Consider the following 22,905-nt stretch of genomic DNA (forward strand, 5'->3'; position numbering starts at 1 on the left):
ATGATCAACTTGCCTGCGGCCCCTGCCGCTCCCGTCCCAACAGCCGCCGGCGCTGCCGGCCTGCCGCCGCCGGCCGCCAACGGCGCCGCAGCGGCCGATGCGGCCCGCGGCAGCACGGCTGACAGCGCTGCGCCGGCCAGCGGCCTGGCCGGCGTGCTGCTGGATGCCGCCGCCATGGTGCCGGCGCCGTTCGGCGCCCTGCTGGACGCCATGGCCGGCAGCAGCGCCGACCAGGAAAGCACCCCGGCCAAGCCTGCCGACGACACGGCAGCCGCCGCGGCCGCCCTGGCCACCATGCTGCCTGCCATGGGCACGCTGCCGCTGAACGGCGGCACGCCGGGCGCCACGCCCGACAGCGTGGCAGCCGTCGCCGCCGCCCTGACCGCTCCCGCCGCCAAGGCCAACGCCAGCAGCCTGCTGTTGCGCCAGCAGGCCCAGGCCAGCGCCCTGGCCGCCCGTGAAGCCGGCGCCGGCGCGCAGGCCGAGGCCGCCAGGGCGCCGGCAGCACCGCTGCCCGACACCCGCAGCGCCCTGCTCGCCGCGGCAGCCCGCCCTGCTGCCAGCCCGGTACTGCCAGCCGCCACGCCCGCCGCGGCGACCCGCAGCTCGGCCAGCGAAGCCCTGGCCAGCGCGCTCAACGCCCTGCAAGGCCAGGCCGCCGACAGCACGGCCGCCCCGCTGGCCGCCAAGGACAGCGCCAGCCTGCTGGCCGACAGCCAGCGCCAGCCGGCCGATGCCGGCGCCCTGCCCGGCTTCCGCAGCGTGCTGGCCAATGCAGCCGCGCCCCAGCCCGGCGATACGCTGCAATTGAGCGGCAGCCCGGAGCAATGGCAGCAGCCGCTGCGCGCCGCCCTCGGCGACCGCCTGCAGCTGCAACTGGCTCGCAATGACGAGCGCGCCGTGATCCGCCTGGAACCGCCAAACATGGGCAGCGTGGAAATTTCCGTGCGCCACAGCGGCGGCGCCCTGCAGGTGAACATCGCCGCCAGCCACAGCGAAGTGCTGCGCCAGCTCAACACCATCGGCGACGCCGTGCGCCAGGACCTGTCGCAGCGCCAGTTCGGCGAGGTAGCCGTCACGGTGTCTTCCAGCAATGCGCGCAGCCTGGCCGATGGCGGCCAGCAGCAGCGCCAGCAGGACGCGCAGCAGCAACGCGAACAGCAGCGCCAGCCGGGCCGCGCCCTGGAAGGCAGCGATGCCGGCAACACCACTTTTGCCATGTTGGGCGAACGGGAGTAAGCATTAGATGAACAAGAAACTGGTCCTGATCGTGGCAGCCGTGCTGCTGGTGGGTGCAGGCGCCGCCGGCGGCGCCGTCTGGCTCATGAAAGGCAAGAGCGCCGAGCCGGCCAAGGCGGCAGCCGAGGAGAAAAAACCGGGCGAGCCCCTGAAGTACCTGACCATCGAGAAAGTCATCGTCATGCTGCGCCGCCAGCCGGGCGAGACCGTGCCGCACTATATGTCGGCCGACCTCGTCATCTCGACCACGGCCAAGCAGGAAAAGGAAGCCAAGGAAGCCCTCCCGATGCTGCGCAGCGTTGCCGTGCGCGCCCTGTCGGCCCTGCCGATGGAAAAGGCGTCGATGATGACCATTGACCAGTTTGTCGAGGAATTGAACAAGGCTTACGATGAAGCCTACACCAAGGAGGCGCGCGAACGCCCCTTCGAGCAAGTGATGATTGGCAAGTTGATCCTGGAGTAAAGGCCATGGGCTTGGTGGATACGGTTGCAGATCCCTATGCCGAGAGCTACGCCGCAGTCAGCGTGGCCGACGAGCAGAAGCACTTGCTCGCCTACGCGCCGCTGGTCAAGCGCATCGTGCGCCAGCTGAATTCGCAGGTGCAAGGCGCGATCGACCGCGACGACATGGAGCAGATTGGCTTGATGGGCCTGCTTGAAGCGCTGCGCCGCTACGGCGAGCCCGATGCCGGCTTCGGCAGCTACGCCGCGCTGCGCGTGCGCGGCGCCATCCTCGACGAGCTGCGCCGGCAGGACTGGCGCCCGCGCGCGGTGCGCCAGCAAAGCCACAAGATGCGCGATGCGGTGCGCGAGCTGACGCGCAAGCTGGGCCGCGAGCCGGGCGAACAGGAAATCATGACGGCGCTCGGCCTCGATGCCGAGGCCTACCAGGCTTACCTGCTGGACGAGAATGCCGAGACCATCGCCAGCTTCGACGACATCCTGCAGGACACCCTGGCCGACACCGGCAGCGTGGCCGGCCCCGAAGAGCAGCTGATGATACGCCGCAGCCTGGAACAGGCGCTGCACGGCCTGGACGAACGCGAGCAGCGCGTGATCCAGATGTATTACGAATTCGAGCTCAGCTACAAAGAAATCGCCGCCGTGCTGGACCTGACCGACGCCCGTGTCTGCCAGTTGAACAAGCAGGCCCTGAACAAGATGAAAGCGGTGCTGGCGGCCTGAGCCGCAGCCCACCCGGAAGACCAATCGAAAGGCATAAACCATGCAGCAACTATTCGGCATCATGATCGTGTTTGGCTCGGTGTTCGGTGGCTACGCCATGATGGGCGGCCACTTCACCGCGATCTGGCAGCCGCTGGAACTGCTGGTGATTGCCGGCGCCGGCATCGGTGCCTTTGTCATCGGCAACCCGCGCCACGTGCTGTCGGAAACCATGGTGCAGGTCAAGCACCTGATGTCGCGCAAGAAGTACGACTCGGAATTCCAGCGCCAGCTGCTGCTGCTGATGTATGAACTGCTGCAACTGGCGGCCGGCGGCCTGAAGGCACTTGACGCCCACGTCGAAGCGCCGCGCGAATCGCCGCTGTTCCAGCGCTATCCGCTGATCCTGGACGAGCCCAAGCTGCTGGCCTTCATCGTCGACAACTTCCGCCTGATGGCCATGGGCAAGATCAACGCCCACGAACTGGAAGGCGTGCTGGAGCAGGAACTGGAAGCCATCCACGAAGAACTGACCCAGCCGGCCAAGTCGCTGGGCAAGATCGGCGAAGCCATGCCGGGCTTCGGTATCCTGGCCGCGGTGCTGGGCATCGTGATCACCATGGGCACGGTGGGCGAAGGCGCCACCTCGGCCGAGATCGCCGAGCACGTGGGCGCCGCCATGGTCGGCACCTTCATCGGCATCTTCTTCTGCTACGGCGTGCTGGACCCGATTTCCAACATGCTCAAGCAGCTGGTCAGCCAGGAAGCGTCCACCATGGAATGCGTGAAAGTGGTGCTGGTCACCCACGTGGCCGGCAAGCCGCCGCTGCTGGCCATCGACGCCGGGCGCCGCCTGGTGCAGCTGAACATCAAGCCTAGCTTCGCCCAGCTCGAAGGCTGGATCAATGCGATGGAAGGCGGCGACGAGCCGGAATCGACTTCGCGCCGAGGAGGTGGCCGTGCTAAAGCCGCATGACAAGCACCATGAGCAAACCATCGTCAAGCGCGGCGGTGGCAAGCACAAGCACGACGAGCATGGCGGCGCCTGGAAGGTTGCCTTTGCCGACTTCTGCCTGGCCCTGATGTGCCTGTTCCTGGTGCTATGGCTGATGGCCGTGCGCAACCAGGAATCGCTGGAACACGTGCTGACCCAGTCCGACGGCAGCAAGACCGACGTCGGCAAGGGCGTGATGCCGGAACAGGTGGGCGGCCCGCGCGGCAGCCTGATCGAACGCTTCCCGATGCCGCGCACCGGCAATACCGATGTGGACGGCAATGCCACCCAGGGCTTCAACAAGAGCCCGACCGACACGGCGGAAAACCGGGTGCGCTACGAAACGCCGGAAGACCTCAAGCTGCTGGCCAAGACGCTCGCCAGGATGAGCGAGGAAACCGGCCTGGCCAGCAATCTGGAATCGGTGGTCACGCCGTATGGCTTGCGCGTGATGTTGCACGATACCGACAGCCAGGGCATGTTCGTGCGCGGCTCGGCGGTGCCGACCGACAAGTTCGCGCGCCTGCTGCAGAGCATGGGCCCGCTGTTCGCCAAGATGGAAAACCAGATGCTGATCGTCGGCCATACCGACTCCTCGCAGTATGCCGATACCAGCTACAAGGCCTTCTCCAACTGGAACCTGTCCAGCAACCGCGCCATGGCCGCGCGCTCGCAGCTGCTGGCCGGCAGCATGCCGCAGGACAGCGTGCTGCAGGTGGTCGGCATGGCCGACCGTGCGCCGCTCGATGCCAAACGGGCCGATGCTGGCGTCAACCGCCGGATCGAACTGCTGATCCTGACCAACACGCAGGCGAAAGCCATCGCCGATATGTTTGGCATGCCAAGCAGCAAGACTGCTATCATCCGGGAATCGGATTTGCCCGAACCCGGCCTGTTGCAGCAATTGCGGCAACAACTGCTGCCTGGCAAGGGGAAAAGCAATGGCAATTAATGTTAAGTCAAGAGGAAACCGTATGAGGATTTCCGGTTCTACCCCAGGCACCCCGGTGCAGACCGTGGCCGACAGCGCGCCGGCCGACGCGGCGCGCCCGAGCGCCGCCCCGGCCGCCCGGCGCGAGCTGGAATCGGCCGTGATGCAACCCGCCATCCAGGCCATGAAAGAGATGGGCGACATCGACCACGAGCGCGTGGCGCAGTTGCGCGACGCCCTGGCCAAGGGCGAACTGCCGTTCGACGCCGGCAAGCTGGCCGGCCTGATCCAGAAGTTCCACCGGGGCGAGCAGTGAGCGAGATCAGCCGCCAGGACGCCATGCGCTTGCTGCTCGACGGCATCAAGGCGGACTTGCGCAGTTACCAGCAGATGCTGGACCTGATTGCCCAGCAATTTGAAGCGGCGATCCGCCACCAGAGCGAACGCCTGGGCGAAATCGCTAAAGAAATCGGCGCTTTGGTCGATGTGCTGGAAGCGCGCCGCGCCCAGCGCGTCGAACTGGCAACCCGCCTGGTCGGCGCCCAGCCCTCCATGGAACAAGTGTTCACCCTGCTCAAGCCCGATGCGCGTGCGCGCCTCGAAGCTGACTGGGCGCAACTGGAAGGCATGGTGCAGACGGCGCGCGAAATGGGCCGCCGCAATGCCGAATTGCTGGCGGAGCAATACACCATCATGCAGCGCGTGCTGCATGGCGACGATCAAACCTATGAGCCGGTCTGAATTCACGCCTTTCCGGGCCTTTACCGCCGCCACCGCGCCGACCCAGGCCACGGCAGCCACCGTCAGCAATATGAGCGCGACGCGCCCTGCGCTGCCGGCAGCCTTCAGCCCTTCCCCGGCCGCCAGCGGCGGCGCGGGCAGCGCCACCTTCCGCCAGGTGCATGCCGAAGTTGCACGCTATATTGCGGCAGCCGACGCACCGGGCGCCGCTGCGCCCGGCGCCGGCAACGCCCTGACTGCCGATGGCGCCGCCCTGCGCGCCCGCATTGCTGCGCGCGCCTTCGGCGGCAGCGAGGCAACGCCCGAGGCCGGGGTGCCCAGCGAAGCCCAGCAAGCCTTCCTGGAAGCGATCCGCCCGCATGCGGAAGCGGCCGCGGCAAGGCTTGGCGTGGCGCCGGAACTGGTGGCCGCCCACGCGGCGCTGGAATCAGGCTGGGGCCGCCATGCCCCGGGCAACAATATGTTCGGCATCAAGGCTGGCGGCAACTGGCAGGGCGCCGTGCAGGCGCTGGCCACGCTGGAAGTGGAAGACGGCGTCGCGCACAGCCGCAACGAGCGCTTCCGCGGCTACGGCGACATGGGCGGCTCGTTCGAAGACTATGCCGGCATGCTGCTCGACAATCCACGCTACCGGCGCGCCCTCAACACCGGCAGCGACGCGCAAGCCTTTGCACACGCGCTGCAGGCCGGCGGCTATGCCACCGATCCCGCCTACGCCGACAAGCTGGGCCGGGTTGCCGCCAGCATCAAGGCAAGTCTGCAGGCTCAACAGTCCCAGCATCAATAACGCGCGCCCGGATCTGGGTGCCGCTGCTGTTTTTCACTCGGATGATGGCGCCGCGCGTGCCATTGTCCAGGGCTTCGCCCGCCATCGACACCTCGATCTGCTCGCGCTTGGCGACGATGCGCACCTGGTCGCCGCGCTTGACCAGTTGTGGCGCTGCCAACATATTCTGCCGAATGACTTCGCCGGCGCGGATGGTGCGCCGCGCAGCCATCCCCTCGAGCTCGCCAAAGTCGGAAAAAGCATCGGGAATCAAGGTGATATCGTGGCGCTCCCGCAACAAGTCTATAGGCGACAGAATTTTTCCGGAAATTAAATCGGTGGCAGCAACTGCAACGTTTGCCGACACCTTGCCCTTGGCAAGGAACTCATAGCGCCAACCTTGCAAGCTTGGGCAAACCACCACGAAACGCATGCGTGCGATGCCGCGCTGGTCCAGGCTCTCAACCCGTGTCTCAGAGGGACAGGAAGGAATGACGCGATTGGTCTTTATGACTTCGACATCGAACTTCGGCTCCAGCCAGCGTTGGCTTTCTGCATTGTTTTGCAATTGCTTTTCTGCAGCTAGTTTCACTTTGCTTAGCAATTCTTCCATTGTTGAAGCAGTTGCAAGTCTGAAATTTAAAATTCCTATGAGCAATATTCCACCGAAAACCTGTACAATGGGATTGTTGGGCATGGGCAATACCTTTAGACTGTAAATTCGCTGGGACATTACCAGAGGAGAGCAACAATGGCCATTAATTTCAAGGACGCGCTGGGTTTGCATGCGGATGCATTGCAGCTGCGCGCGCAACGTACGCGCGTCCTGGCATCGAACATCGCCAACGAGAATACGCCGGGCTATTCAGCCCAGGATATCGACTTCAAGGAGTCGCTGGCGCGCGTCGAAGCGGAGCTGTCCGGTGAGCCAATCCTCGAGGGAGATGGTGAAACCAAGTTCCGCGTGCCCTACCACCCCAGCGGCGACGGCAACACCGTTGAAATTGGCGTGGAGCAAGCCGCTTTCTCGCAAAATGCAACTGACTTCGCAACCAGTTTGACCTTCATCAACATGAAATTGCGTGGCATCGCCAAAGCCATCAACGGTCAATAAGGGGATTTTTCATGAGCTTTAAAGACATTGCGCAAATTGCCGGTTCGGCGATGGCGGCACAGACAGTGCGCCTGAATACCGTCGCCTCCAACCTGGCCAATGCCGACTCGGTGGCCGGCAGCGAGGCCGAAACCTACCGCGCCCGCAAGCCGGTCTTCGCCACCGTCATGGACGACAACGTCGACGCCGCAGCCGGCGGCCGGGTGCAGGTGCTGGACGTGGTCGAGTCGGCCGAACCGCTGCGCAAGGTGTACGAGCCCGGCAACCCGCTGGCCAATGCCGACGGCATGGTGTTCTACCCGAATGTCAACCAGGTGGCCGAGATGACCGACATGATGTCGGCTTCGCGTGCTTTTGAAACCAATGTGGAAGTGCTGGGCCGCATCCGCGGCATGCAGGCTTCCCTGCTCAAACTCGGTGAATCCTGATGGAAACCAACCTGTTTACCAACGCTGCTGCGCAAAACAGCAACCCGACCGGCGTGGCGCTGAACGGCGCCTCCAACGAAGGGCGCGACATGTTCACCAAGCTGCTGGTGGCCCAGATCAAGAACCAGGACCCGCTGTCGCCGCAAGACCCCTCGCAGTTCGTCCAGCAATTGACCCAGCTCTCGCAAACCGAAGCGCTGCAGAACCTGGCCAGCCTGACCACCGCCAACGCCTCCGTGCTGCAATCGATGCAGGTGCTGGCCATGGGCGCCCAGGTCGGTTCCGACGTGATGGTGCAGTCCAGCCAGGTGAACATCGATGGTCACAAGGTGGTGGGCGAAGCGACCCTGGGCAGCAGCTCGGCCAAGACCAGCCTGGTCCTGACCGGCAGCAACGGCCAACAGGTTGAAATCGTCATGGGCACCCTGCCTGCGGGCACCCACCAGTTCACCATCGACCCGGCCGCGCTCGGCCTGCCAGCCGGCAGCTATTCCATGCGCCTGGCCAGCGAGAGCAACCCGAACGCGCCGCTGGCCGTGCTGGGCCGCCTCGACAGCGTTCAGGTCGGCGCCGCCGGTAGCGTTACCGTCAAGATTGATTCCGTGGGCGAAGTATCGCCTTCCGCCATTACCGCATTCCGGGGCAAAACCCCGACTTCCGCTATTTAACGAAAGGTCCTCGCCATGAGTTTCGATATCGCTTTGTCCGGCATCCAGGCCATCAACGAGCAACTGGGCACGATTTCCAACAATATCGCCAACGCCGGGACCTACGGCTTCAAGTCCAGCCGCGCCAACTTCGCCTCGCTGCACGCCGGTGCGCAGCCGACCGGCGTGCACATCGGCTCGACCACCCAGTCGATCGGCCTGAACGGCGGCATCCAGGCCACCAACCGCGGCCTGGACGCCCTGATCAATGGCCGCGGCTTCTTCGTGGCCAAGGATTCCACCGGCCAGACCAACTACACCCGCGTCGGCATCTTCACCAAGGATGCCACCGATTTCCTGGTCAACAGCGCCGGCGCCAAGGTCCAGGGCTTCCAGCTGACCCCGCCAAGCATGGTGGCCGGGCCGATGGGCGACATCAAGGTTCCGACCAACCTGCTGACCGCGAAAGCCACCACCAACATCGATTTCGTGGCCAATATGTCGGCCGACTGGACCGTCCCGACCGGCAATATCACCACCAAGCTGCCGAACGCTACCGTCACCCCGGCCGTGGTGCCTGACGCCAACATGTACAACATGTCCAAGGTCACCGTGGTGCACGACTCCCTGGGCAATGAGCACACCGTGACCCAGTATTTCGTGAAAGACGTTGCGGCGCGCACCGTGAAGGTCTACTCGGCAGTGGACGGCACCGACCTGGGCGCCGCCGGCGGTTCGCCCTACACCCTGACCTTCGACACCAGCGGCCAGCTGGACCTGGCGGCCAACGGCGGCGCCTCCTATGCCCATAACCTGAGCTTCGCCGCCGCCCCGGCAGCCGCCATGACCGTCGAGATCGACTACACCGGCACCACCTTCCAGAAAGGCGAATCGACCACCTCGACCAACGCCGCCGACGGCTACGCGGCCGGCAGCTACGTGGGCGTGGAACTGGACCAGGCCGGCAACGTGGTGGCCAAGTACTCCAACGGCGAAAAGCAAGCCATCGCCCGCCTGGCCATCGCCACCTTCCCGGATGAAGATGCGCTGACCCCGGTCAATGAAACGTCCTGGACCGCCAACGTGCAGTCCGGCAACGCCAACCTGTCCGAAGCCGGCCAGGGCATCGCCGGCGCACTGACGGTCGCTTCGCTGGAAACCTCCAACGTCGATGTGACCTCGGAGCTGGTCAGCCTGATGACCTCGCAGCGCAACTACCAGGCCAACTCCAAGGTCATCACCGCGGAGAACGAGATGCTGCAGTCGCTGATGCAAGCCCTGTAATAAAGGCCAACTGAATGGACGCGCTGATCTACACCGCGATGAGCGGCGCCGAGCGGGCCATGCGTGGCCAGCAGGTGCACGCCAACAACCTCGCCAACCTCGACACCAACGGCTTCCGCGCCAACCTCGAGCTGGCGCAGGCTGCCAAGCTGCCCGGCTACGGCTACGACGACCGCCACATGTCGCAGATGCAGTCGAACGCCGTGACCGACCGCCAGGGCGCGCTGCGCCAGACCGGCCGCGAACTGGACGTGGCCATTTCCGGCCCCGGCTACTTCGCCGTGCAGGGCCCGACGGGCGAAGCCTACACCCGCGCCGGCGCCATCACGCTCGATGCCGACGGCACCCTGACCGTCAACGGCATGCAGTTGCTGGGCGAAGGCGGCCCGATCACCCTGCCGGTGCACCGCAAGGTGGAAATCGGCCAGGACGGCACCGTCTCCATCCTGGGCCCGACCGCCAATGCCGAGATGCAGGTGATCGACAAGCTCAAGCTGGTGCGCGCCGAAGCGTCCGAGCTGAGCAAGAATGAAGCGGGCCTGCTGGTGGCGCGCGACGGCCAGTTGCTGGGCACCGACCCGACCGTGCAAGTGAAGGCCGGCCATCTGGAAGGCGCCAATGTGACGGCAGTCGAAGAAATGGTGGCCACCATGAGCCTGAATCGCACCTTCGAAATCCAGATGAAATTGTTCAAGGCCGCCGACGACATGACCTCGGTCGGCAACAAACTGATTAGCGGCTAACAGGAGAATCACGATGAATCCAGCAATGTGGATCAGCAAGACCGGCGTGCAGGCGCAAGACGCGAAGCTGCAGGCCATCGCCAACAACCTGGCCAACGCCAACACCGTCGGCTTCAAGCGCGACCGCGTGGTGTTCGAAGACCTGTTCTATTCGATCGACCAGCAGCCGGGCGCCCAGCGTGCCGACAACAACACCCTGAACCCGTCCGGCGTGCAGATGGGTAACGGTACCCACCTGGTCGGCACCCAGAAGATTTTCACCAACGGCAATGTGCAAACCACCAACAACGCGCTCGACGTGGCTGTGATGGGCAATGGTTTCCTGCAAGTGCGCCGCCCGAACGGCGAGCCGGCCTTTACCCGCGCCGGCCAGTTGCAGGTCGACAAGGACGGCGTGCTGGTCAACGCCTCCGGCCTGCCGCTGGTGCCGCAGATCACCGTGCCGGCCAATGCCACCGCCATCACCATCGGCGAAAACGGCACCGTGTCGGCCACGATTCCGGGCAACACCACCCCGACCGAACTGGGCCAGTTGACCCTGACTTCCTTCATCAACCCGACCGGCCTGCAGGCGCTGGGTGAAAATCTGTTCGCCGAAACCCCGGCCTCCGGCGCCCCGACCGAAGGCCGTCCGGGCGACGCCCAGTTCGGCAAGCTCAAGCAGGGTGCCCTGGAGGGCTCCAACGTGCAGGTGGTGGAAGAGATGGTGGACATGATCGCCGCCCAGCGCACCTACGAAATGAACACCAAAGTTCTGACGGCAGCGGATAATATGCTGCAGTACCTGGCACAGGCCGCACGCTGATGAAAACCGCCCTGCCCGCGCTGGCCCTGGTCCTGCTGGCTGGCTGCTCCAGCCTGCAGCCGACCGTGCGCCCGGCGCCTTTCGACGAAACCCCTGCCGTGTCGCGCAGCGCCTTGCCGCGCGGCACCTCAGGCGGCGTCTTCAATCCGGACAGCAGCATCTCGCTGGTGTCGGATAGCCGCGCCTTCCGCGTCGGCGATATCGTCACCGTGATCCTGCAAGAAACCACGCAGGCATCGAAGAGTGCGGGCACCACCCTGGCCAAGGATTCCAGCGTCGGCATTGCTTCGCCCAGCCTGCTGGGCAAGACGTTCCCGAAGGCCGGCGTCGATATTTCGGCTGAGCGCGGCTTCAAGGGCGATGCCCAGAGCACCCAGCAGAATGCCCTGAGCGGCGCGATCACCGTGATCGTGCAGGAAGTGATGCCGAACGGCTTGCTCAAGGTCGCCGGCGAAAAAGTGCTGACCCTGAACCAGGGCGAGGAATTCGTGCGCCTGCGCGGCTTCCTGCGCGCGGCCGATATCGATGCCAACAATATGGTGTCGTCGCAGCGTATCGCCAATGCCCGCATCGCATACGGTGCGCAAGGCACGCTGGCCGATACCAACCAGCCGGGCTGGCTGACGCGCTTCTTCCTTGGTCCTTTGATGCCTTTCTGAGGTGATGGATATGTTCAGCTTCAAAACCGGCAAATCACTGCCTGACCCGCAGGGTCAGGCACTGGCCAGCGGCCGCCGCGTATCAGTGTCTGACCCTGCGGCTCTGACACGGGTTTACCGGTTCGTGGCAGCCCTGCTGCTGGCCATCGCCATCCCCGCCACCGCCGCCCCCCAGCTGCGCAACCTGGTCGCCATCGAAGGCGTGCGCGACAACCCCCTGGTCGGCTACGGCCTGGTGGTCGGCCTGAACGGCTCCGGCGACTCGACCCAGGTCAAGTTCGCCAGCCAGTCGGTGGTCAACATGCTCAAGCAGTTCGGCGTGAAAATGCCGGATGGCGCCGACGCCAAGTCCAAGAACGTGGCTGCCGTGATGGTGTCCGCCGTGTTCCCGCCAGGCTACCGCCGCGGCCAGCCGATCGACGTCACGGTCTCCTCGCTGGGCGACGCCAAGAGCCTGCGCGGCGGCTCCCTGCTGCTGACCCCGCTCAAAGCCGCCGACAACGAAGTCTACGCGCTGGCCCAGGGCAATGTGGTGGTGGGCGGCCTGTCCGCCGCCGGCAAGAGCGGCTCCTCGGTCACCGTCAACACCCCGACCGCCGGCCGCATCCCGAACGGCGCCGTGATCGAACGCGAAATCGCCACCGACTTCGCCAGCAAGCCATCAGTGCACCTGTCGCTGAAGCAGCCGAACTTCGAGACCGCCACCAATATCGTGGAAGCGATCAACCGCAAGTTCGGCGACGTGGCCAGCACGGCGGACGGCACCGGCATCGACGTGCTGGCGCCGCAGAACCCGACCCAGCGCGTGGCCTTCATGGCCAAGCTGGAAGCGCTGCCGATCGAAGTCGGCCAGGACGTGCCGAAAGTCGTGTTCAACTCGCGTACCGGCACCGTGGTCATCGCCGATGGCCTGCGCGTGAAGGCGGCCGCCGTTACCCACGGCTCGCTCAAGGTGGTCATTTCGGAAAGCTCGAAGGTCAGCCAGCCGGCGCCCTTCAGCCAGGGCCAGACGGCCATCACCCCGCAATCGAACGTGGCGGTGAATGAAGCCAAGCCGCAAATGTTCAAATGGCCGGCAGGCGCCAAGCTGCAAGCCATCATCGACGTGGTCAACAGCCTGGGCGCGACGCCGGATGACATCATGGCAATCCTGCAAGCCCTGGACCAGGCCGGCGCCATCGAAGGCGAACTGGTGGTGATCTGATGGACGGCCGCTTCGCCCCCCTGCCGGTACGCAAGCTGGGCATCGGCGCCGACGACAGCAAGCTCGGGCAGGCCGCCCCTGCCCCGCAGACCGAGGAAGTACGCTATCGCGACAAGGCCACCGATGCCGCCGTCAAGTTCGAGAGCTTCTTCATCGCCCAGACGCTGCACAAGATGCGCGACGCAACCAAGGCCATGGCCGACGACGACAGCATCTACAAGGACTCGATCAACAGCGACATGCTGGACATGGCCGACAATATGGTGGCCGACCAGCTGGCCGGCCGCCGCGCCTTCGGCGTCGCCGACGCCATCCTGCGCCAGTTATTGCCAGCGACGCCGCCTGCCGGGGCTTCCCAGCCAGAAATTTCAGTTTTATCCAAGAAAAATCCGACCGACGCTTAATCTCCCCATTGGCGCGGTCGCCTTTACTCGATAACGGGCCAAGATGCCATTGAGCAACGGCCCAGCCTAAGGGAAGATTGCACCATGTCGATTATCAACAATGCACTGTCGGGATCGTTGGCCGCCCAGGCCGCCATCAACACGACCAGCCAGAACATTGCAAACTTGCAAACCAAGGGTTATACCCGCCAGGGCGTGCTGCTGTCGGCCGTTGCCCCTTCGGCCGGCTCCGGCGGTCCCGGCTTCGGCGTTGAAGTGAGCAAGCTGTTGCGCTTCTCCGACTCGTACAAGAGCCAGCAATTATGGCGTGCCAACTCCGAACTCGGCTCGCGCACCCAGAGCCAGCCCTACTTCACGCAACTTGAACGCGTGATGGGCGATGAAAAGACCAGCCTGTCGAACGGCGTCGACCAGTTCTTCCGCGCCCTGAACGCGGCCGGCGTCGACCCGGTGTCGACCCCGCTGCGCCAGCAGGTGCTGACCGCCGCCAACGCCATGGCGCAATCGTTCAACAGCATCTACAACGTCACGCGCCAGCAGCAGGTGTCGATCACGCAGCAGCGCGACGCCATGCTGCCGCAGCTGAATACCCTCAGCGCCAATATTGCGGCCCTGAACAACCGCATTACCCAGGCCGGTTCGCTCGGCACCAACACCTCGGCCCTGGTCGATGAACGCGACCGCGCCATTGATTCGCTGGCCAACCTGGTCTCGGTGGAGGTGCTGGAACAGCCGGACGGCACCCGCAGCGTTTCCCTGCGCAGCGGCCAGCCGCTGGTGGTCGGCAACCTGGCCGGCACCATGTCGATGAATCCGTCGACCACGCCAGCCACGCTCGAACTGAAATTTGCCGGCACCACCTTCGGCCTGGACGACACCAAGGTTGGCGGCCAGCTGGGCGGCATTGGCGATTTCGAGAAGAACACCCTGCAGCCGCTGCAGCAGTCGCTGCTGGACATGGCCAACCAGCTGGCGACCAAGGTCAACAACACCATGGCGCTGGGCTACAAGCCGGACGGCCTGCCGGGTCCGCCGATTACCGCCACGCCTGGCGGCGCCCTGTTCGCCTTCAACGCCACCGGCGCCGGCGGCATCCTCGGCCTGGTCCCGGGCATCCAGGCCCAGGACCTGGCGTTCTCGTCCAACGGCGCGCCTGGCGACAGCAAGAACCTGCAAGACCTGATCGCGATCAAGGGCCAGCCCATCACCCTGACCTCGGTCGGCACGGTGCTGATCGGCGATGCCGACACCCAGCTGGTGGGCAAGCTGGGCATCGACAGCGGCCAGAACCAGTCGCTGCTGGACACCGCCGCCACCATCCGCCAGCAATCGGAAGACGATTGGGCCGCGACCAGCTCGGTCAACAAGGACGAGGAAGCGATCAACCTGGTCGAGTTCCAGAATATGTACCAGGCGAACATGAAGGTGATCGCCGTTGCCAACACCCTGTTTGACGCCACCTTGGCGCTGTTCTGAGGATTATTGAAATGCGTATCGCCTCCAGCCAGTTCCAGGCATCCATGAACCGCTCGCTGCAGATCAACCAGACGGTGATCGCCAAGCTGACCGAGCAGATGGCCACTGGCAACAAGATCCAGGTGCCGTCCGACGAGCCGATCGCCAATGTGCGCCTGTCGCGCCTGCGCCGCGAAGAAAACATCGTCAGCCAGTACGTGGACAACATCAGCGCCGTGAAGATCCGCCTGTCGAAGAATGAGACCTACCTGGGTTCGATGGTCGACGACATGGGCGCCGCGCGCGACCTGTTCGTGTGGGCTTCTGACGGCTCCAACACGCCGGCCGACCTGAACTCCATGGTCAACAGCCTGGTGGCGCTGCGCGACTCGCTGTACTTCAATGGCAATACCAAGGACCAGGAAGGCAAGTACATCTTCTCCGGCACCCTCACCTCGACCGCGGCGCTGTCGTACGACGCCACCCAGCCGCTGGGCGCGCGCTACAGCTATACCGGCAATAACGGCACCCAGGAAGTCGTGGTGGGCAATGGCATCACCCAGCCGGCCAATGTCACCGTGCAAGGCATGGACGTCTACCTCAACCAGCTGGACCAGGCCATCAGCATGCTGAGCAGCCCAACCGTCAGCCCCAGCGACCCGGTCCTGCAAGGCGTGTTGAAAACCGCGCTGGACGGCACCGACTCCGCGCTGAACCAGATTTCCAGCAAGATCGCCCAGTTCGGCGGCGCCCAGAACGTGATGGAAACCCTGGCCAATAACCACAGCAACGTCAGCCTGTCGAACAAGATCGCGATCACCGATATCGCACAATTGGATTACGGCCTCGCGGCCACCCAGCTGTCTGGTTACAATAGCGCCCTACAAGCGACTTACCAGGCTTATTCGAAGGTCAGCGGACTGTCGCTGTTTAACGTACTGTAAATATCATGGAAATCGCCCAGCGCCCCAGCACTACCGGCCTCTCCGCCCGCGCCACCGCCAATCCGGCGGCAGGACAGGCTGAGACCACGCCGGCAGAGGCAAGCGCGGCGATCGACCAGGCCGCAGCCAGCAAGGCGCCCGCCCCCCTGCGCCGCGGCCTGAGCAATATGGATGCCCCGCTGCAGAACGATGTCTCGGGCGCCCAGCAAGCGATTGACTTCCTCGAGCAAAGCGCAGCCCAGCTGCGCGCCCTGAAGACCGACATCGCCGCCAAGCTGGCCACGCGCACCATGCGCGACGGCCAGGTGGAACAGCGCGTACGCCAGTTCAGCGAAACCTGGCGCAACCGGGCGCAAGCGTCCGGCGGTACGCTTGACGCGCAACTGAACTACTCCAACCAGCCGTCGACCCAGCGCTTCACCGTGCGCGGCATGACCCTGGCCAACCTGCGCAACGGCGCCCGCGAGACGCTGGCCATCTCGGTGGGCGGCGGCACCGCCGGCCTGCGTTCGGTGCACCTGGCGCCCGGCCTCTCGGACGCTGAAATCATTTCCCGCTTCGACCAGGCGATGGCCCCCGCCGGAGTGCGCGTGTCGGTCAACAAGGATGGCGAGCTGGTGTTCACGGCGCCGGAAAGCGCCTGGCCCGGGATTCGCGACTTGCTGGCCGTGCAAGGCTCGGGCATCCGCTTCCCGGCGGGCCAGCTCAACCGGATCAAGGCCGACGCCGAAGCCCCGGTCGTGATGCCCGAAGGCTGGGGCACCAGCGACATCGAAGCGATGCGCGCCACGCTGCAGCAAGTAACGCAAGCCCTGGCGCACGTCGAAGCCGCGCTGGCCAAGGTCCGCCAGGAACTCGCAACTGCCACCCAGCGCGTGCAAAGCGAACTGCCGGAAATCGAAGTGGCCGGCATGGGCCAGATGGCCGAAGTCTTCGCCAATGTCGCCAACGAGCCCGGCTACTCCGCCCTGGTCTCCCTCACCTCCGCCCTGGTCGGCATCAACCGCGACCGCGTCGTCTCCCTGTTACGCCTAAGTTAAAAGTCGGGGTCAGGTCTGGCAATCCGCCATTTCTTGCGCGGACGCAAGACCAAGCCTGTCCCACGAAGCTAGACTGGGTCCATGAGCAGACCCTTGCGCATCGAGCACGACAATGCCTGCTACCACGTGACTGCGCGGGGCGACCGGCGCTCGACCATTTTCCGTACTGACAGCGACCGCCTGAGCTGGCTGGCGCTGCTCGCAGAAACCTGCAAACGTTTCGACTTTGTCGTACTGGCCTACTGCCTGATGGGCAACCATTACCACCTTGTGGTGCAGACCAGGAAGGGGCAACTCTCGCGCGGCATGCGCTACCTCAACAGTAACTATTCGCAGTATTTCAACCGGCAGCACGGACTGGTCGGGCATGTCTTCCCAGGACGCTATCACGCCGTACTGTGCCAGGAAAGCGAATATCTAATGGAATTATTGCGTTATACGGTCCTGAACCCGGTACGCGCCGGCTTGGTGATACATCCCCGCCACTGGCTATGGAGCAGCTACCTGCCAATGATCGGCGCCATCGACCCGCCGGAATGGCTGCAACATGACGCCATGCTTACAAGGTTCGGCGCCGACCGTGAGTCGGCAATTCGAGCCTACGAGGCCTTTGTCCTTAACGGAATCGGGCAGGAAAGCCCGTTTCGCGCGGTGAGGCACCAGCTCTTCCTTGGCGATGAAGAGTTCTGCGAACGCGTCGCGCGCCGCGACTTGCCTGGTACTCCAATGGAATTCAATCGCAGCCAACGCCGCGCGGTCGTGCTCCACTTGGCCGACTATTTTGCCCGCTACCCGAACCGCAAGGAAGCTATGGCAAAGGCCTACCTTTCGCATACCTACTCCATGGCAGAAGTCGCTGAATACGCCAAAGTGTCCGTGCGAACTGTCAGCCGCGCCGTCAAAGCCTTTCGAGAAATGGCGGATTGCCAGACCTGACCCCGACTTTTATCACGCCAGTTGGGCGGGGCCGCGGGCCAGCGCGCCCATCTGGCTGGGGGGCAAGGGGCGGGCGTAGACGAAGCCTTGGGCGTAGTCGCAGCCGGCGGCTTTCAGGAGGTTGAGCTGGGTTTCGGTTTCGACGCCTTCGGCGACTACTTTCAGGCCCAGCTTGTGGGCCATGACGATGATGCCTTCGCACAGCGCGAGGTCGCCGGAATCGCCGGCCAGGTCCATCACGAAGCTGCGGTCAATCTTCAGGTAGTCGATGTCGAAATTCTTGAGGTGGGCCAGCATGGAGTGGCCGGTGCCGAAGTCGTCCAGCGCGACCTGCAAACCCATCGATTTGAACTGGCGCAGGCGGTCCATCACCGGGCCGCTGCTGTCGAGCAGCAGGCGCTCGGTAATCTCGATCACGATGCTGCGCGGCGCCAGGTGCATCTGCTCGACATAGCGCATCCATTTCTCGAAAATCTCGGGGCCGGTGCGAAACTGCACCGGCGACTGGTTGACGCTGATCTGGAAGGGGCGCCCCAGCTCCTCCTGCCAGCGCTTGGCCTGGTCGGCGGCGCTGCGGAATACCCAGTCGCCAATTTCGAGAATGACGCCGCTGGCTTCGGCGCTGCCGATGAAGTCGGCCGGGTTCAGCATGCCGCGCTCGGGGTGGCGCCAGCGCAGCAGCGCTTCGGCACGTTCGATGGTGCCGCTATGCAGGTTGACGATGGGCTGGTAGTGCAGCTCGAACTGTTCGTTGGCGACCGCCATCTGCAAATCGCGCGTGATGCGCAGGCGCAATTGGGCGGCGGCCTGCATGTCGGGCGTGAAGTAGCTGTAGCGGTTGCGGCCGGCATTCTTGGCGGCGTACATGGCCTGGTCGGCGTTGCGCAGCAATTGCTCGGGGTCGTTGGCGTCCGAGGGATGCAGGGCGATGCCGATGCTGGCGGACACCGATCCGCTATTGTCGCCCAGGATGAAGGGCCGGTTCAGGCTGGTGATGATCTGCTGCGCCACGCGCTCGGCACTGGTGACATGGTCGAGGCCGGGAAGGATCACCACGAACTCGTCGCCGCCCAGCCGTGCCAGCGTGTCGGAGGCGCGCACGCAGGCGCTAATGCGGTGCGCCGCCTCCACCAGCAAGGCATCGCCCATTTCGTGGCCGAGCCGGTCGTTGATTTCCTTGAACTGGTCGAGGTCGATGAACAGCAGGGCCAGGAACAGGCCGTCGCGGCGGGCCTTCTTCATTTCCTGCGATAGCCGGTCCTGGAACATATTGCGGTTCGGCAGGGCCGTCAGCGAGTCGTAATTGGCCTGGTGCCAGATCAGTTCGGTCGACAGCTTGCGCTCGGTGATGTCGCTGACCAGCGCCAGCGCGCCGAGGTAGCTGCCATCGGAATCGAAGATCGGGTTGGTGGCCAGGGTGGCCCACATATCGCTGCCATCGCGGCGCAGGAACTTGAATTCGTGGCGCTCCGCAATGCCTTGCTGGCGGCGTGCGATATTGCGCTCGAGCAGGGCGCGCCCTTCGTCGTCCATGAAGTTGACCAGCGGCTGCTCCAGCATCTCCTCGATCGTATAACCGAGCATGGCGGCCATCTTGGGATTGACGAAACTGGTGCGTGCCGCAGCGTCGATTTCCCAGATCCCCTCTTCCGCGCTGTGCACGATGCGGCGAAAGCGCTCTTCGCTTTTTTCCAGCGCCGCCAGCTTGCCTTCAGCCATTTCCAGCACCACGCGCAATTGCGCCATGCCTGGCGTGCCGCTGCCCAGCAGCGTGACGGCAAAGCCGCGGTCGCCGCGCCCGCGCGTCATCTGCAGCGACAGGCGCTGCGGCTCTTCGCTGGCCAGGCTGTTGCTGACGAAGGCATCAAAATCGGCAATGAAGCGTTGCGCCACATAGTTGCGGAAGGGGACGCCATCAGGGTTCTGGCGCGGCAGGCCGAGCAGGTCGGCGCCCACCAAGTTCATTTGCAGGATGGTGCTGTCGCTCGCGAGGACAAAATAGCCAACCGGGGCCAGCAGGTAGAGATCGTTGAAGTAGTCCTGGTCGCTGGCCAGTTGCAGGTCGCCGCTGGCGCGTTGCAGGCCGTTGTAGACGGCCGGCGGAGTGCCTCCCATGGCAGCCAGCACTGCTTCGCCGGGCAAGAGTGCATCGAGCCCTGCCAGTCCGGGGACGGCGGGCCGGGTGGCGGTCCCCTGCTCCGCCTGCCTGGCATGCTGGTCTTTATCCATATTGGTTCCAGCCTAGCATGCCCTTGTGACAATGTCGAGCAGCTAACTTTGGCGGTGCGCGCGGTTCAGGCGTTGTTCGGCAAAGCGTTGCAGTTGCTCGAAAGCCAGGCTGAGTATCCAGTAGATGACGGCTGCCGCGAGATAGAGCGGCAAGGGGCGGAAGGTGGTGGCAATCACTTCCTTCGTCGATAGCATCAGTTCCGTCATGGTAATGACCGACACCAGCGAAGTATCCTTGATCAGGCTGATCAGGGTATTGCTCATCGAAGGCACGGCAATGCGCAGCGCCTGCGGCATCACCACATGGCGCAAGGTCTGTCCGTAACCGAGGCCCAGGCTGTAGCTGGCCGACCACTGGCCTTTATGGATCGAGAGGATGGCCCCGCGCAGGCTTTCCGACAGGTAGGCGCCGGCGTTCAGGCTCAGCGCCAGGATGCCGGCGGTGACCGGCGTGAACTCGATGCCGACCGACGGCAGGCCGTAATAGATCACGAACATCTGCACCAGCAGCGGCGTGCCGCGCATCAGGCTGACGTACACATTGGCCGGCCAGCGCAGCAGCTTCCATGGCAGGATGCGCATCACGGCAGTGGGAAAGCCCAGCACCAGGCCGCCCACCATCGCGGCGACCGCGAACACCAGGGTATAACCGGCGCCCTTCAACATCACGGGCGCCGCCTCGTGCAGCAGCTCCAGCCACTCCATGCTCAGGGCGCCTTGCTGACGTCAGTGCCGAACCACTTCATGGAAATGGCTTTCAGGCTGCCGTCGGCGGCGGCATCCGCCAGCACCTTGTTGAGCGCGGCCTTGAAGGCGGGATTGCCCTTCTGGAAGGGAATGCCCATGCGCTCGACGGCGCCGACGCGGGCGCCGGCCTTGATTGGCAGCTTGGTGGTTTTCAGCAAATAGGCCGTCATCAGGCTGTCGTTCAAGGCGGCATCGATACGGCCCAGCGCCAGGTCGGTCAGGTTTTCCGGGGCTGCCGGGTAGCCTTTCACGTCGATGCCGGGCACAGCCTTCAATTGCATCTCGTAGACGCTGCCCTGCCCGGCGCCGACGCGCTTGCCTTTCAGCTGTTCGAGGGAAGTCCAGTTGTTCTTGTCATCCTTGCGTACGATCAGCATCGGCGAGGAGTAGATGTAAGGCGTACTGAAGTCGAAAGCTTGTTCGCGCTTCGGGTTGATGCCAACCTGCGAAATGATGACGTCGTATTTATTGCTGGCCAGTCCGGCCAGGATCGAGGCCCATTCGGTGGTGACGAATTCCGGCTTCAGCCCCAGCTTGCTGGCCACCAGGCGCGCCACGTCGACGTCGTAACCCGCCAGCTCGCCATTTTTCTCCTTGAAATTGAATGGCGGGTAGACGCCTTCCATGGCCACTTTCAGCGTGCCGCGCGCCTTGACTGTTTGCAGCAGGTCGGCGGCACTGGCGTGCAGCGCGGCTGCGGCCAGCAGGAGGGCGATCAACGGTTTGCGCATCAGGAATCCTTTAGTAAGAACGGCTGCGGCCGAATTTATGACCGACGACGAGGGTGGTGCTGGCGACCAGGACGGACAGGCCAAGGATGAGCTGCACCAGCTTGTCTTCGGGCAGGGTCCAGAGGCGGCCTTTGGGCGGCTCGCAAGCGGCGATAGCGCACAGCAAGGGCTCCACCCAATCGGCTTCAGGAGTAACATCGAGGATAACGGCGCCCTCGGTGGTCTGCATGTAGATATCGCCGCCCTCGGCCAGGCTGAAACACACGCCGTAGCCGGTTTCCTGCTTGCCGACGTGTTCCTTCAGCGCGAGGTCGTGCTCGGCAATCCACAGCTCCACGTCCTGGGGCGTTTCCAGTGCGGTCCACGGCACCGGGCGAAAGCGCGGCTTGGCCGCTTCGTCATCGTGATTAAACATGGGTCAGGAGTGTAACCGAAACCTCAGGAGGCGGTATGAAAGTAAACGAATATGTATCTGAGTTTGATGCGTTCTTCGGCAAGCTGCTGGATGAGCATCCGGAATTGGTGGAAGACCAGCGGGTGGGGTGGAATATCTGGTGGGACCATAAGGTGGACCTGGAGGCCGAGCGGCTTGCCAGGACGGATGCGGTGCCGACGCCGGCATATTACTACCACTGAAAACCGGTAAACCGTTGTCTGACCCACAGGGTCAGACACCTCGGCCTGCGGCAGCCGCGTATCAGTGTCTGACCCTATGGGTCAGACACTGGTTTACCGGTTTCAGCCTTTCCAGCTCCGCTGCAGCCCGGTATCAGCATGAATCCACCCGCCCCGCGGCCCCTGGCGGTAATAAAACCCCACGCCCCCCTGCCGGAAACTCTGCACCAGGCTGCCCAGCACCTCCGCGTTCAAGTTCGGAATCCGGATATCGGCTGCCTTGCCGCTCATATGCAGCGACTGCCGCGCCGCAGGAATTCCCTGCTCGATCAGCTTTTTGTTGGAAGCCGGCGTGCGATACCCCGACAAGATCTCCAGCGGGCTCTCGATCCCGAAGCGCTGCACAAACGCCTGCGCGCCCCACAGCGTCTCGAACAGCTTCGGATCAATCGCTGCCGTCTCCTTGCCGTTCACGTCGCGCAGCAAATGGCACAGCTCCTGGTAAGCCGAGTCGATGATCTCGCCATCCTTCCAGTAGGTCAGCCGGGCCTTCTCCCCGCTTTGCGGCCGGATCACGCTGATCGTGCGCGGCTTGATCCAGAATTCCAGGTCCAGCATCTGGGCGTCGAAAATATCGGGCGGAGGTTCCGGCTCCGACTGCGCGCGACCCTGGCCAAGCAGCGGCAGCCCAGCCAGCGCTGTGCCCGCCATCATATGGAGGAAGTCTCTGCGAGTTGTCATGGCGATTCCATCTATTGCAATAACGATTACTATAGCAATAGAGAATGACTTGAGAAACCCCTTTAACAATTTGTCGTAAACTTCGCAGCGGGAGCGATGATCACAAGGTCCGACGTTGCAACCGCCACGCAAGGCAGGATATAGCCTTCCCGCTTCTCCTCCAGGCTCAGGCCTGGCCATTCAATCAGGTGGCGCGCAGTGCCGCTTTGCACCCGGCAGATGCAGGTGCGGCAGGTACCGTTGCGGCAGGAACTGGGGAGCACCACGCCGGCGCGGGCGGCCGCCACCAGCAAGCTGGCCTCGCCATCCGTTTCGAACGATAATCCCTTTGGCTCAACTCTTAT

29 protein-coding genes are annotated in these 22,905 nt (G+C 64.1%); 22 read left to right on the plus strand and 7 right to left on the minus strand.

Annotated elements, in window-relative coordinates; translation table 11 throughout:
* From ACN9MU_RS19505 to ACN9MU_RS19540, 8 genes are read left to right on the plus strand one after another with little or no spacing between them, the layout of a single operon-like run.
* Positions 1 to 1,239: a flagellar hook-length control protein FliK gene (locus tag ACN9MU_RS19505; protein WP_426318306.1), complete on the plus strand. Its 1,239-nt coding sequence runs from the start codon at positions 1 to 3 to the stop codon at positions 1,237 to 1,239.
* A 7-nt stretch (positions 1,240 to 1,246) separates the two neighbouring features.
* Positions 1,247 to 1,702 carry a flagellar basal body-associated FliL family protein gene (locus tag ACN9MU_RS19510; protein ID WP_426162054.1) on the plus strand — a complete coding sequence of 152 codons (456 nt, stop codon included), beginning with the start codon at positions 1,247 to 1,249 and terminating at the stop codon, positions 1,700 to 1,702.
* A gap of 5 nt (positions 1,703 to 1,707) precedes the next feature.
* Positions 1,708 to 2,424, plus strand: a complete 717-nt coding sequence (locus ACN9MU_RS19515; protein ID WP_426343313.1) for a FliA/WhiG family RNA polymerase sigma factor — start codon at positions 1,708 to 1,710, stop codon at positions 2,422 to 2,424.
* Between the two features lie 40 nt (positions 2,425 to 2,464).
* Complete coding sequence (motA, locus tag ACN9MU_RS19520) at positions 2,465 to 3,379, plus strand: flagellar motor stator protein MotA (protein WP_426162056.1); 915 nt, start codon at positions 2,465 to 2,467, stop codon at positions 3,377 to 3,379.
* Positions 3,363 to 4,349: a flagellar motor protein MotB gene (locus ACN9MU_RS19525; RefSeq protein WP_426162057.1), complete on the plus strand. Its 987-nt coding sequence runs from the start codon at positions 3,363 to 3,365 to the stop codon at positions 4,347 to 4,349. Before motA ends, ACN9MU_RS19525 begins: the two co-directional genes overlap by 17 nt.
* A 22-nt stretch (positions 4,350 to 4,371) precedes the next feature.
* Complete coding sequence (gene flgM / locus ACN9MU_RS19530) at positions 4,372 to 4,644, plus strand: flagellar biosynthesis anti-sigma factor FlgM (protein ID WP_426162058.1); 273 nt, start codon at positions 4,372 to 4,374, stop codon at positions 4,642 to 4,644.
* Complete coding sequence (flgN, locus tag ACN9MU_RS19535) at positions 4,641 to 5,069, plus strand: flagellar export chaperone FlgN (RefSeq protein ID WP_426343314.1); 429 nt, start codon at positions 4,641 to 4,643, stop codon at positions 5,067 to 5,069. The genes flgM and flgN overlap by 4 nt, the downstream gene beginning before the upstream one ends.
* The gene (locus ACN9MU_RS19540; protein ID WP_426318309.1) at positions 5,056 to 5,856 is read left to right on the plus strand and encodes a glycoside hydrolase family 73 protein; all 801 of its coding nucleotides are present in this window, start codon (positions 5,056 to 5,058) and stop codon (positions 5,854 to 5,856) included. The genes flgN and ACN9MU_RS19540 overlap by 14 nt, the downstream gene beginning before the upstream one ends.
* Here ACN9MU_RS19540 and flgA read toward each other — a convergent pair.
* Positions 5,816 to 6,532 carry a flagellar basal body P-ring formation chaperone FlgA gene (gene flgA / locus ACN9MU_RS19545; protein ID WP_426162061.1) on the minus strand — a complete coding sequence of 239 codons (717 nt, stop codon included), beginning with the start codon at positions 6,530 to 6,532 and terminating at the stop codon, positions 5,816 to 5,818. The genes ACN9MU_RS19540 and flgA overlap by 41 nt on opposite strands.
* Positions 6,533 to 6,586: 54 nt before the next feature.
* Here flgA and flgB point away from each other — a divergent pair, with 54 nt between their 5' ends.
* The 13 genes from flgB to ACN9MU_RS19610 all read left to right on the plus strand — a co-directional run bounded on the left by flgB (position 6,587) and on the right by ACN9MU_RS19610 (position 17,498).
* The gene (flgB, locus tag ACN9MU_RS19550) at positions 6,587 to 6,949 is read left to right on the plus strand and encodes a flagellar basal body rod protein FlgB (protein WP_426318310.1); all 363 of its coding nucleotides are present in this window, start codon (positions 6,587 to 6,589) and stop codon (positions 6,947 to 6,949) included.
* A gap of 11 nt (positions 6,950 to 6,960) precedes the next feature.
* Positions 6,961 to 7,377: a flagellar basal body rod protein FlgC gene (gene flgC, locus ACN9MU_RS19555; RefSeq protein WP_426162063.1), complete on the plus strand. Its 417-nt coding sequence runs from the start codon at positions 6,961 to 6,963 to the stop codon at positions 7,375 to 7,377.
* Positions 7,377 to 8,045, plus strand: a complete 669-nt coding sequence (locus ACN9MU_RS19560; RefSeq protein ID WP_426343315.1) for a flagellar hook assembly protein FlgD — start codon at positions 7,377 to 7,379, stop codon at positions 8,043 to 8,045. Before flgC ends, ACN9MU_RS19560 begins: the two co-directional genes overlap by 1 nt.
* Before the next feature lie 15 nt (positions 8,046 to 8,060).
* Positions 8,061 to 9,308 carry a flagellar hook protein FlgE gene (locus tag ACN9MU_RS19565; RefSeq protein ID WP_426343316.1) on the plus strand — a complete coding sequence of 416 codons (1,248 nt, stop codon included), beginning with the start codon at positions 8,061 to 8,063 and terminating at the stop codon, positions 9,306 to 9,308.
* Positions 9,309 to 9,322: 14 nt separating this feature from the next.
* Entirely contained in the window at positions 9,323 to 10,051 is a 729-nt protein-coding gene (gene flgF, locus ACN9MU_RS19570; RefSeq protein WP_426343317.1) for a flagellar basal-body rod protein FlgF, read from the plus strand.
* Between the two features lie 13 nt (positions 10,052 to 10,064).
* Positions 10,065 to 10,856: a flagellar basal-body rod protein FlgG gene (flgG, locus tag ACN9MU_RS19575; RefSeq protein ID WP_207232845.1), complete on the plus strand. Its 792-nt coding sequence runs from the start codon at positions 10,065 to 10,067 to the stop codon at positions 10,854 to 10,856.
* Positions 10,856 to 11,515, plus strand: coding sequence for a flagellar basal body L-ring protein FlgH (gene flgH, locus ACN9MU_RS19580; protein ID WP_426318313.1), 660 nt, complete (start codon positions 10,856 to 10,858; stop codon positions 11,513 to 11,515). The genes flgG and flgH overlap by 1 nt, the downstream gene beginning before the upstream one ends.
* A 10-nt stretch (positions 11,516 to 11,525) precedes the next feature.
* Positions 11,526 to 12,719, plus strand: coding sequence for a flagellar basal body P-ring protein FlgI (locus tag ACN9MU_RS19585; RefSeq protein ID WP_426318314.1), 1,194 nt, complete (start codon positions 11,526 to 11,528; stop codon positions 12,717 to 12,719).
* Positions 12,719 to 13,123 carry a rod-binding protein gene (locus ACN9MU_RS19590; protein ID WP_426335960.1) on the plus strand — a complete coding sequence of 135 codons (405 nt, stop codon included), beginning with the start codon at positions 12,719 to 12,721 and terminating at the stop codon, positions 13,121 to 13,123. Before ACN9MU_RS19585 ends, ACN9MU_RS19590 begins: the two co-directional genes overlap by 1 nt.
* An 84-nt stretch (positions 13,124 to 13,207) precedes the next feature.
* The gene (gene flgK / locus ACN9MU_RS19595) at positions 13,208 to 14,599 is read left to right on the plus strand and encodes a flagellar hook-associated protein FlgK (protein WP_426335961.1); all 1,392 of its coding nucleotides are present in this window, start codon (positions 13,208 to 13,210) and stop codon (positions 14,597 to 14,599) included.
* Positions 14,600 to 14,610: 11 nt separating this feature from the next.
* Positions 14,611 to 15,522: a flagellar hook-associated protein FlgL gene (gene flgL / locus ACN9MU_RS19600; RefSeq protein ID WP_426162073.1), complete on the plus strand. Its 912-nt coding sequence runs from the start codon at positions 14,611 to 14,613 to the stop codon at positions 15,520 to 15,522.
* A 5-nt stretch (positions 15,523 to 15,527) separates the two neighbouring features.
* A complete protein-coding gene (locus tag ACN9MU_RS19605; RefSeq protein ID WP_426343318.1) occupies positions 15,528 to 16,562 on the plus strand; it encodes a hypothetical protein in 1,035 nt (344 codons plus the stop codon).
* Positions 16,563 to 16,655: 93 nt separating this feature from the next.
* Positions 16,656 to 17,498, plus strand: coding sequence for a transposase (locus ACN9MU_RS19610; RefSeq protein ID WP_426343319.1), 843 nt, complete (start codon positions 16,656 to 16,658; stop codon positions 17,496 to 17,498).
* A 12-nt stretch (positions 17,499 to 17,510) separates the two neighbouring features.
* On the opposite strand, the gene ACN9MU_RS19615 is transcribed toward ACN9MU_RS19610, so the two are convergent.
* Genes ACN9MU_RS19615 through ACN9MU_RS19630 form a run of 4 tightly spaced genes read right to left on the minus strand, consistent with a single transcriptional unit; the run spans position 17,511 to position 21,620 of the window.
* Positions 17,511 to 19,727, minus strand: coding sequence for a putative bifunctional diguanylate cyclase/phosphodiesterase (locus tag ACN9MU_RS19615; RefSeq protein ID WP_426343320.1), 2,217 nt, complete (start codon positions 19,725 to 19,727; stop codon positions 17,511 to 17,513).
* A 42-nt stretch (positions 19,728 to 19,769) separates the two neighbouring features.
* A complete protein-coding gene (locus ACN9MU_RS19620; protein WP_426162077.1) occupies positions 19,770 to 20,432 on the minus strand; it encodes an amino acid ABC transporter permease in 663 nt (220 codons plus the stop codon).
* A 2-nt stretch (positions 20,433 to 20,434) separates the two neighbouring features.
* Entirely contained in the window at positions 20,435 to 21,205 is a 771-nt protein-coding gene (locus ACN9MU_RS19625; protein ID WP_426162078.1) for a transporter substrate-binding domain-containing protein, read from the minus strand.
* 10 nt (positions 21,206 to 21,215) lie between these two features.
* Positions 21,216 to 21,620 carry a hypothetical protein gene (locus ACN9MU_RS19630; RefSeq protein WP_426162079.1) on the minus strand — a complete coding sequence of 135 codons (405 nt, stop codon included), beginning with the start codon at positions 21,618 to 21,620 and terminating at the stop codon, positions 21,216 to 21,218.
* A 35-nt stretch (positions 21,621 to 21,655) separates the two neighbouring features.
* On the opposite strand from ACN9MU_RS19630, the gene ACN9MU_RS19635 reads away from it, so the two are divergent.
* Positions 21,656 to 21,841: a DUF3460 family protein gene (locus ACN9MU_RS19635; protein ID WP_426162080.1), complete on the plus strand. Its 186-nt coding sequence runs from the start codon at positions 21,656 to 21,658 to the stop codon at positions 21,839 to 21,841.
* A 102-nt stretch (positions 21,842 to 21,943) separates the two neighbouring features.
* Here ACN9MU_RS19635 and ACN9MU_RS19640 read toward each other — a convergent pair whose 3' ends face one another.
* Positions 21,944 to 22,531 carry a YcbK family protein gene (locus tag ACN9MU_RS19640; protein ID WP_426172242.1) on the minus strand — a complete coding sequence of 196 codons (588 nt, stop codon included), beginning with the start codon at positions 22,529 to 22,531 and terminating at the stop codon, positions 21,944 to 21,946.
* Positions 22,532 to 22,623: 92 nt separating this feature from the next.
* Positions 22,624 to 22,905 (minus strand): 2Fe-2S iron-sulfur cluster-binding protein, encoded by a 282-nt coding sequence (locus tag ACN9MU_RS19645; protein WP_426337645.1) that lies wholly within the window; start codon positions 22,903 to 22,905, stop codon positions 22,624 to 22,626.

This window comes from Pseudoduganella sp. R-32, from assembly GCF_049913245.1.
Lineage (GTDB): Bacteria > Pseudomonadota > Gammaproteobacteria > Burkholderiales > Burkholderiaceae_D > Rugamonas.

Excerpts from the sequence above, each read along its gene's own strand:
- ACN9MU_RS19640 (WP_426172242.1), bottom strand. The coding sequence starts at position 22,531 with ATGGCGGGCACAGCGCTGGCTGGGCTGCCGCTGCTTGGCCAGGGTCGC.
- ACN9MU_RS19540 (WP_426318309.1), top strand. The coding sequence starts at position 5,056 with ATGAGCCGGTCTGAATTCACGCCTTTCCGGGCCTTTACCGCCGCCACC.
- ACN9MU_RS19620 (WP_426162077.1), bottom strand. The coding sequence starts at position 20,432 with ATGGAGTGGCTGGAGCTGCTGCACGAGGCGGCGCCCGTGATGTTGAAG.
- flgK (WP_426335961.1), top strand. The coding sequence starts at position 13,208 with ATGTCGATTATCAACAATGCACTGTCGGGATCGTTGGCCGCCCAGGCC.
- ACN9MU_RS19590 (WP_426335960.1), top strand. The coding sequence starts at position 12,719 with ATGGACGGCCGCTTCGCCCCCCTGCCGGTACGCAAGCTGGGCATCGGC.
- ACN9MU_RS19505 (WP_426318306.1), top strand. The coding sequence starts at position 1 with ATGATCAACTTGCCTGCGGCCCCTGCCGCTCCCGTCCCAACAGCCGCC.
- ACN9MU_RS19605 (WP_426343318.1), top strand. The coding sequence starts at position 15,528 with ATGGAAATCGCCCAGCGCCCCAGCACTACCGGCCTCTCCGCCCGCGCC.
- flgG (WP_207232845.1), top strand. The coding sequence starts at position 10,065 with ATGAATCCAGCAATGTGGATCAGCAAGACCGGCGTGCAGGCGCAAGAC.
- ACN9MU_RS19515 (WP_426343313.1), top strand. The coding sequence starts at position 1,708 with ATGGGCTTGGTGGATACGGTTGCAGATCCCTATGCCGAGAGCTACGCC.
- ACN9MU_RS19585 (WP_426318314.1), top strand. The coding sequence starts at position 11,526 with ATGTTCAGCTTCAAAACCGGCAAATCACTGCCTGACCCGCAGGGTCAG.
- ACN9MU_RS19615 (WP_426343320.1), bottom strand. The coding sequence starts at position 19,727 with ATGGATAAAGACCAGCATGCCAGGCAGGCGGAGCAGGGGACCGCCACC.
- flgA (WP_426162061.1), bottom strand. The coding sequence starts at position 6,532 with ATGCCCAACAATCCCATTGTACAGGTTTTCGGTGGAATATTGCTCATA.
- ACN9MU_RS19630 (WP_426162079.1), bottom strand. The coding sequence starts at position 21,620 with ATGTTTAATCACGATGACGAAGCGGCCAAGCCGCGCTTTCGCCCGGTG.
- ACN9MU_RS19625 (WP_426162078.1), bottom strand. The coding sequence starts at position 21,205 with ATGCGCAAACCGTTGATCGCCCTCCTGCTGGCCGCAGCCGCGCTGCAC.
- flgF (WP_426343317.1), top strand. The coding sequence starts at position 9,323 with ATGGACGCGCTGATCTACACCGCGATGAGCGGCGCCGAGCGGGCCATG.
- ACN9MU_RS19510 (WP_426162054.1), top strand. The coding sequence starts at position 1,247 with ATGAACAAGAAACTGGTCCTGATCGTGGCAGCCGTGCTGCTGGTGGGT.
- flgH (WP_426318313.1), top strand. The coding sequence starts at position 10,856 with ATGAAAACCGCCCTGCCCGCGCTGGCCCTGGTCCTGCTGGCTGGCTGC.
- motA (WP_426162056.1), top strand. The coding sequence starts at position 2,465 with ATGCAGCAACTATTCGGCATCATGATCGTGTTTGGCTCGGTGTTCGGT.
- ACN9MU_RS19635 (WP_426162080.1), top strand. The coding sequence starts at position 21,656 with ATGAAAGTAAACGAATATGTATCTGAGTTTGATGCGTTCTTCGGCAAG.
- flgL (WP_426162073.1), top strand. The coding sequence starts at position 14,611 with ATGCGTATCGCCTCCAGCCAGTTCCAGGCATCCATGAACCGCTCGCTG.
- ACN9MU_RS19560 (WP_426343315.1), top strand. The coding sequence starts at position 7,377 with ATGGAAACCAACCTGTTTACCAACGCTGCTGCGCAAAACAGCAACCCG.
- flgB (WP_426318310.1), top strand. The coding sequence starts at position 6,587 with ATGGCCATTAATTTCAAGGACGCGCTGGGTTTGCATGCGGATGCATTG.
- ACN9MU_RS19565 (WP_426343316.1), top strand. The coding sequence starts at position 8,061 with ATGAGTTTCGATATCGCTTTGTCCGGCATCCAGGCCATCAACGAGCAA.
- flgM (WP_426162058.1), top strand. The coding sequence starts at position 4,372 with ATGAGGATTTCCGGTTCTACCCCAGGCACCCCGGTGCAGACCGTGGCC.
- flgC (WP_426162063.1), top strand. The coding sequence starts at position 6,961 with ATGAGCTTTAAAGACATTGCGCAAATTGCCGGTTCGGCGATGGCGGCA.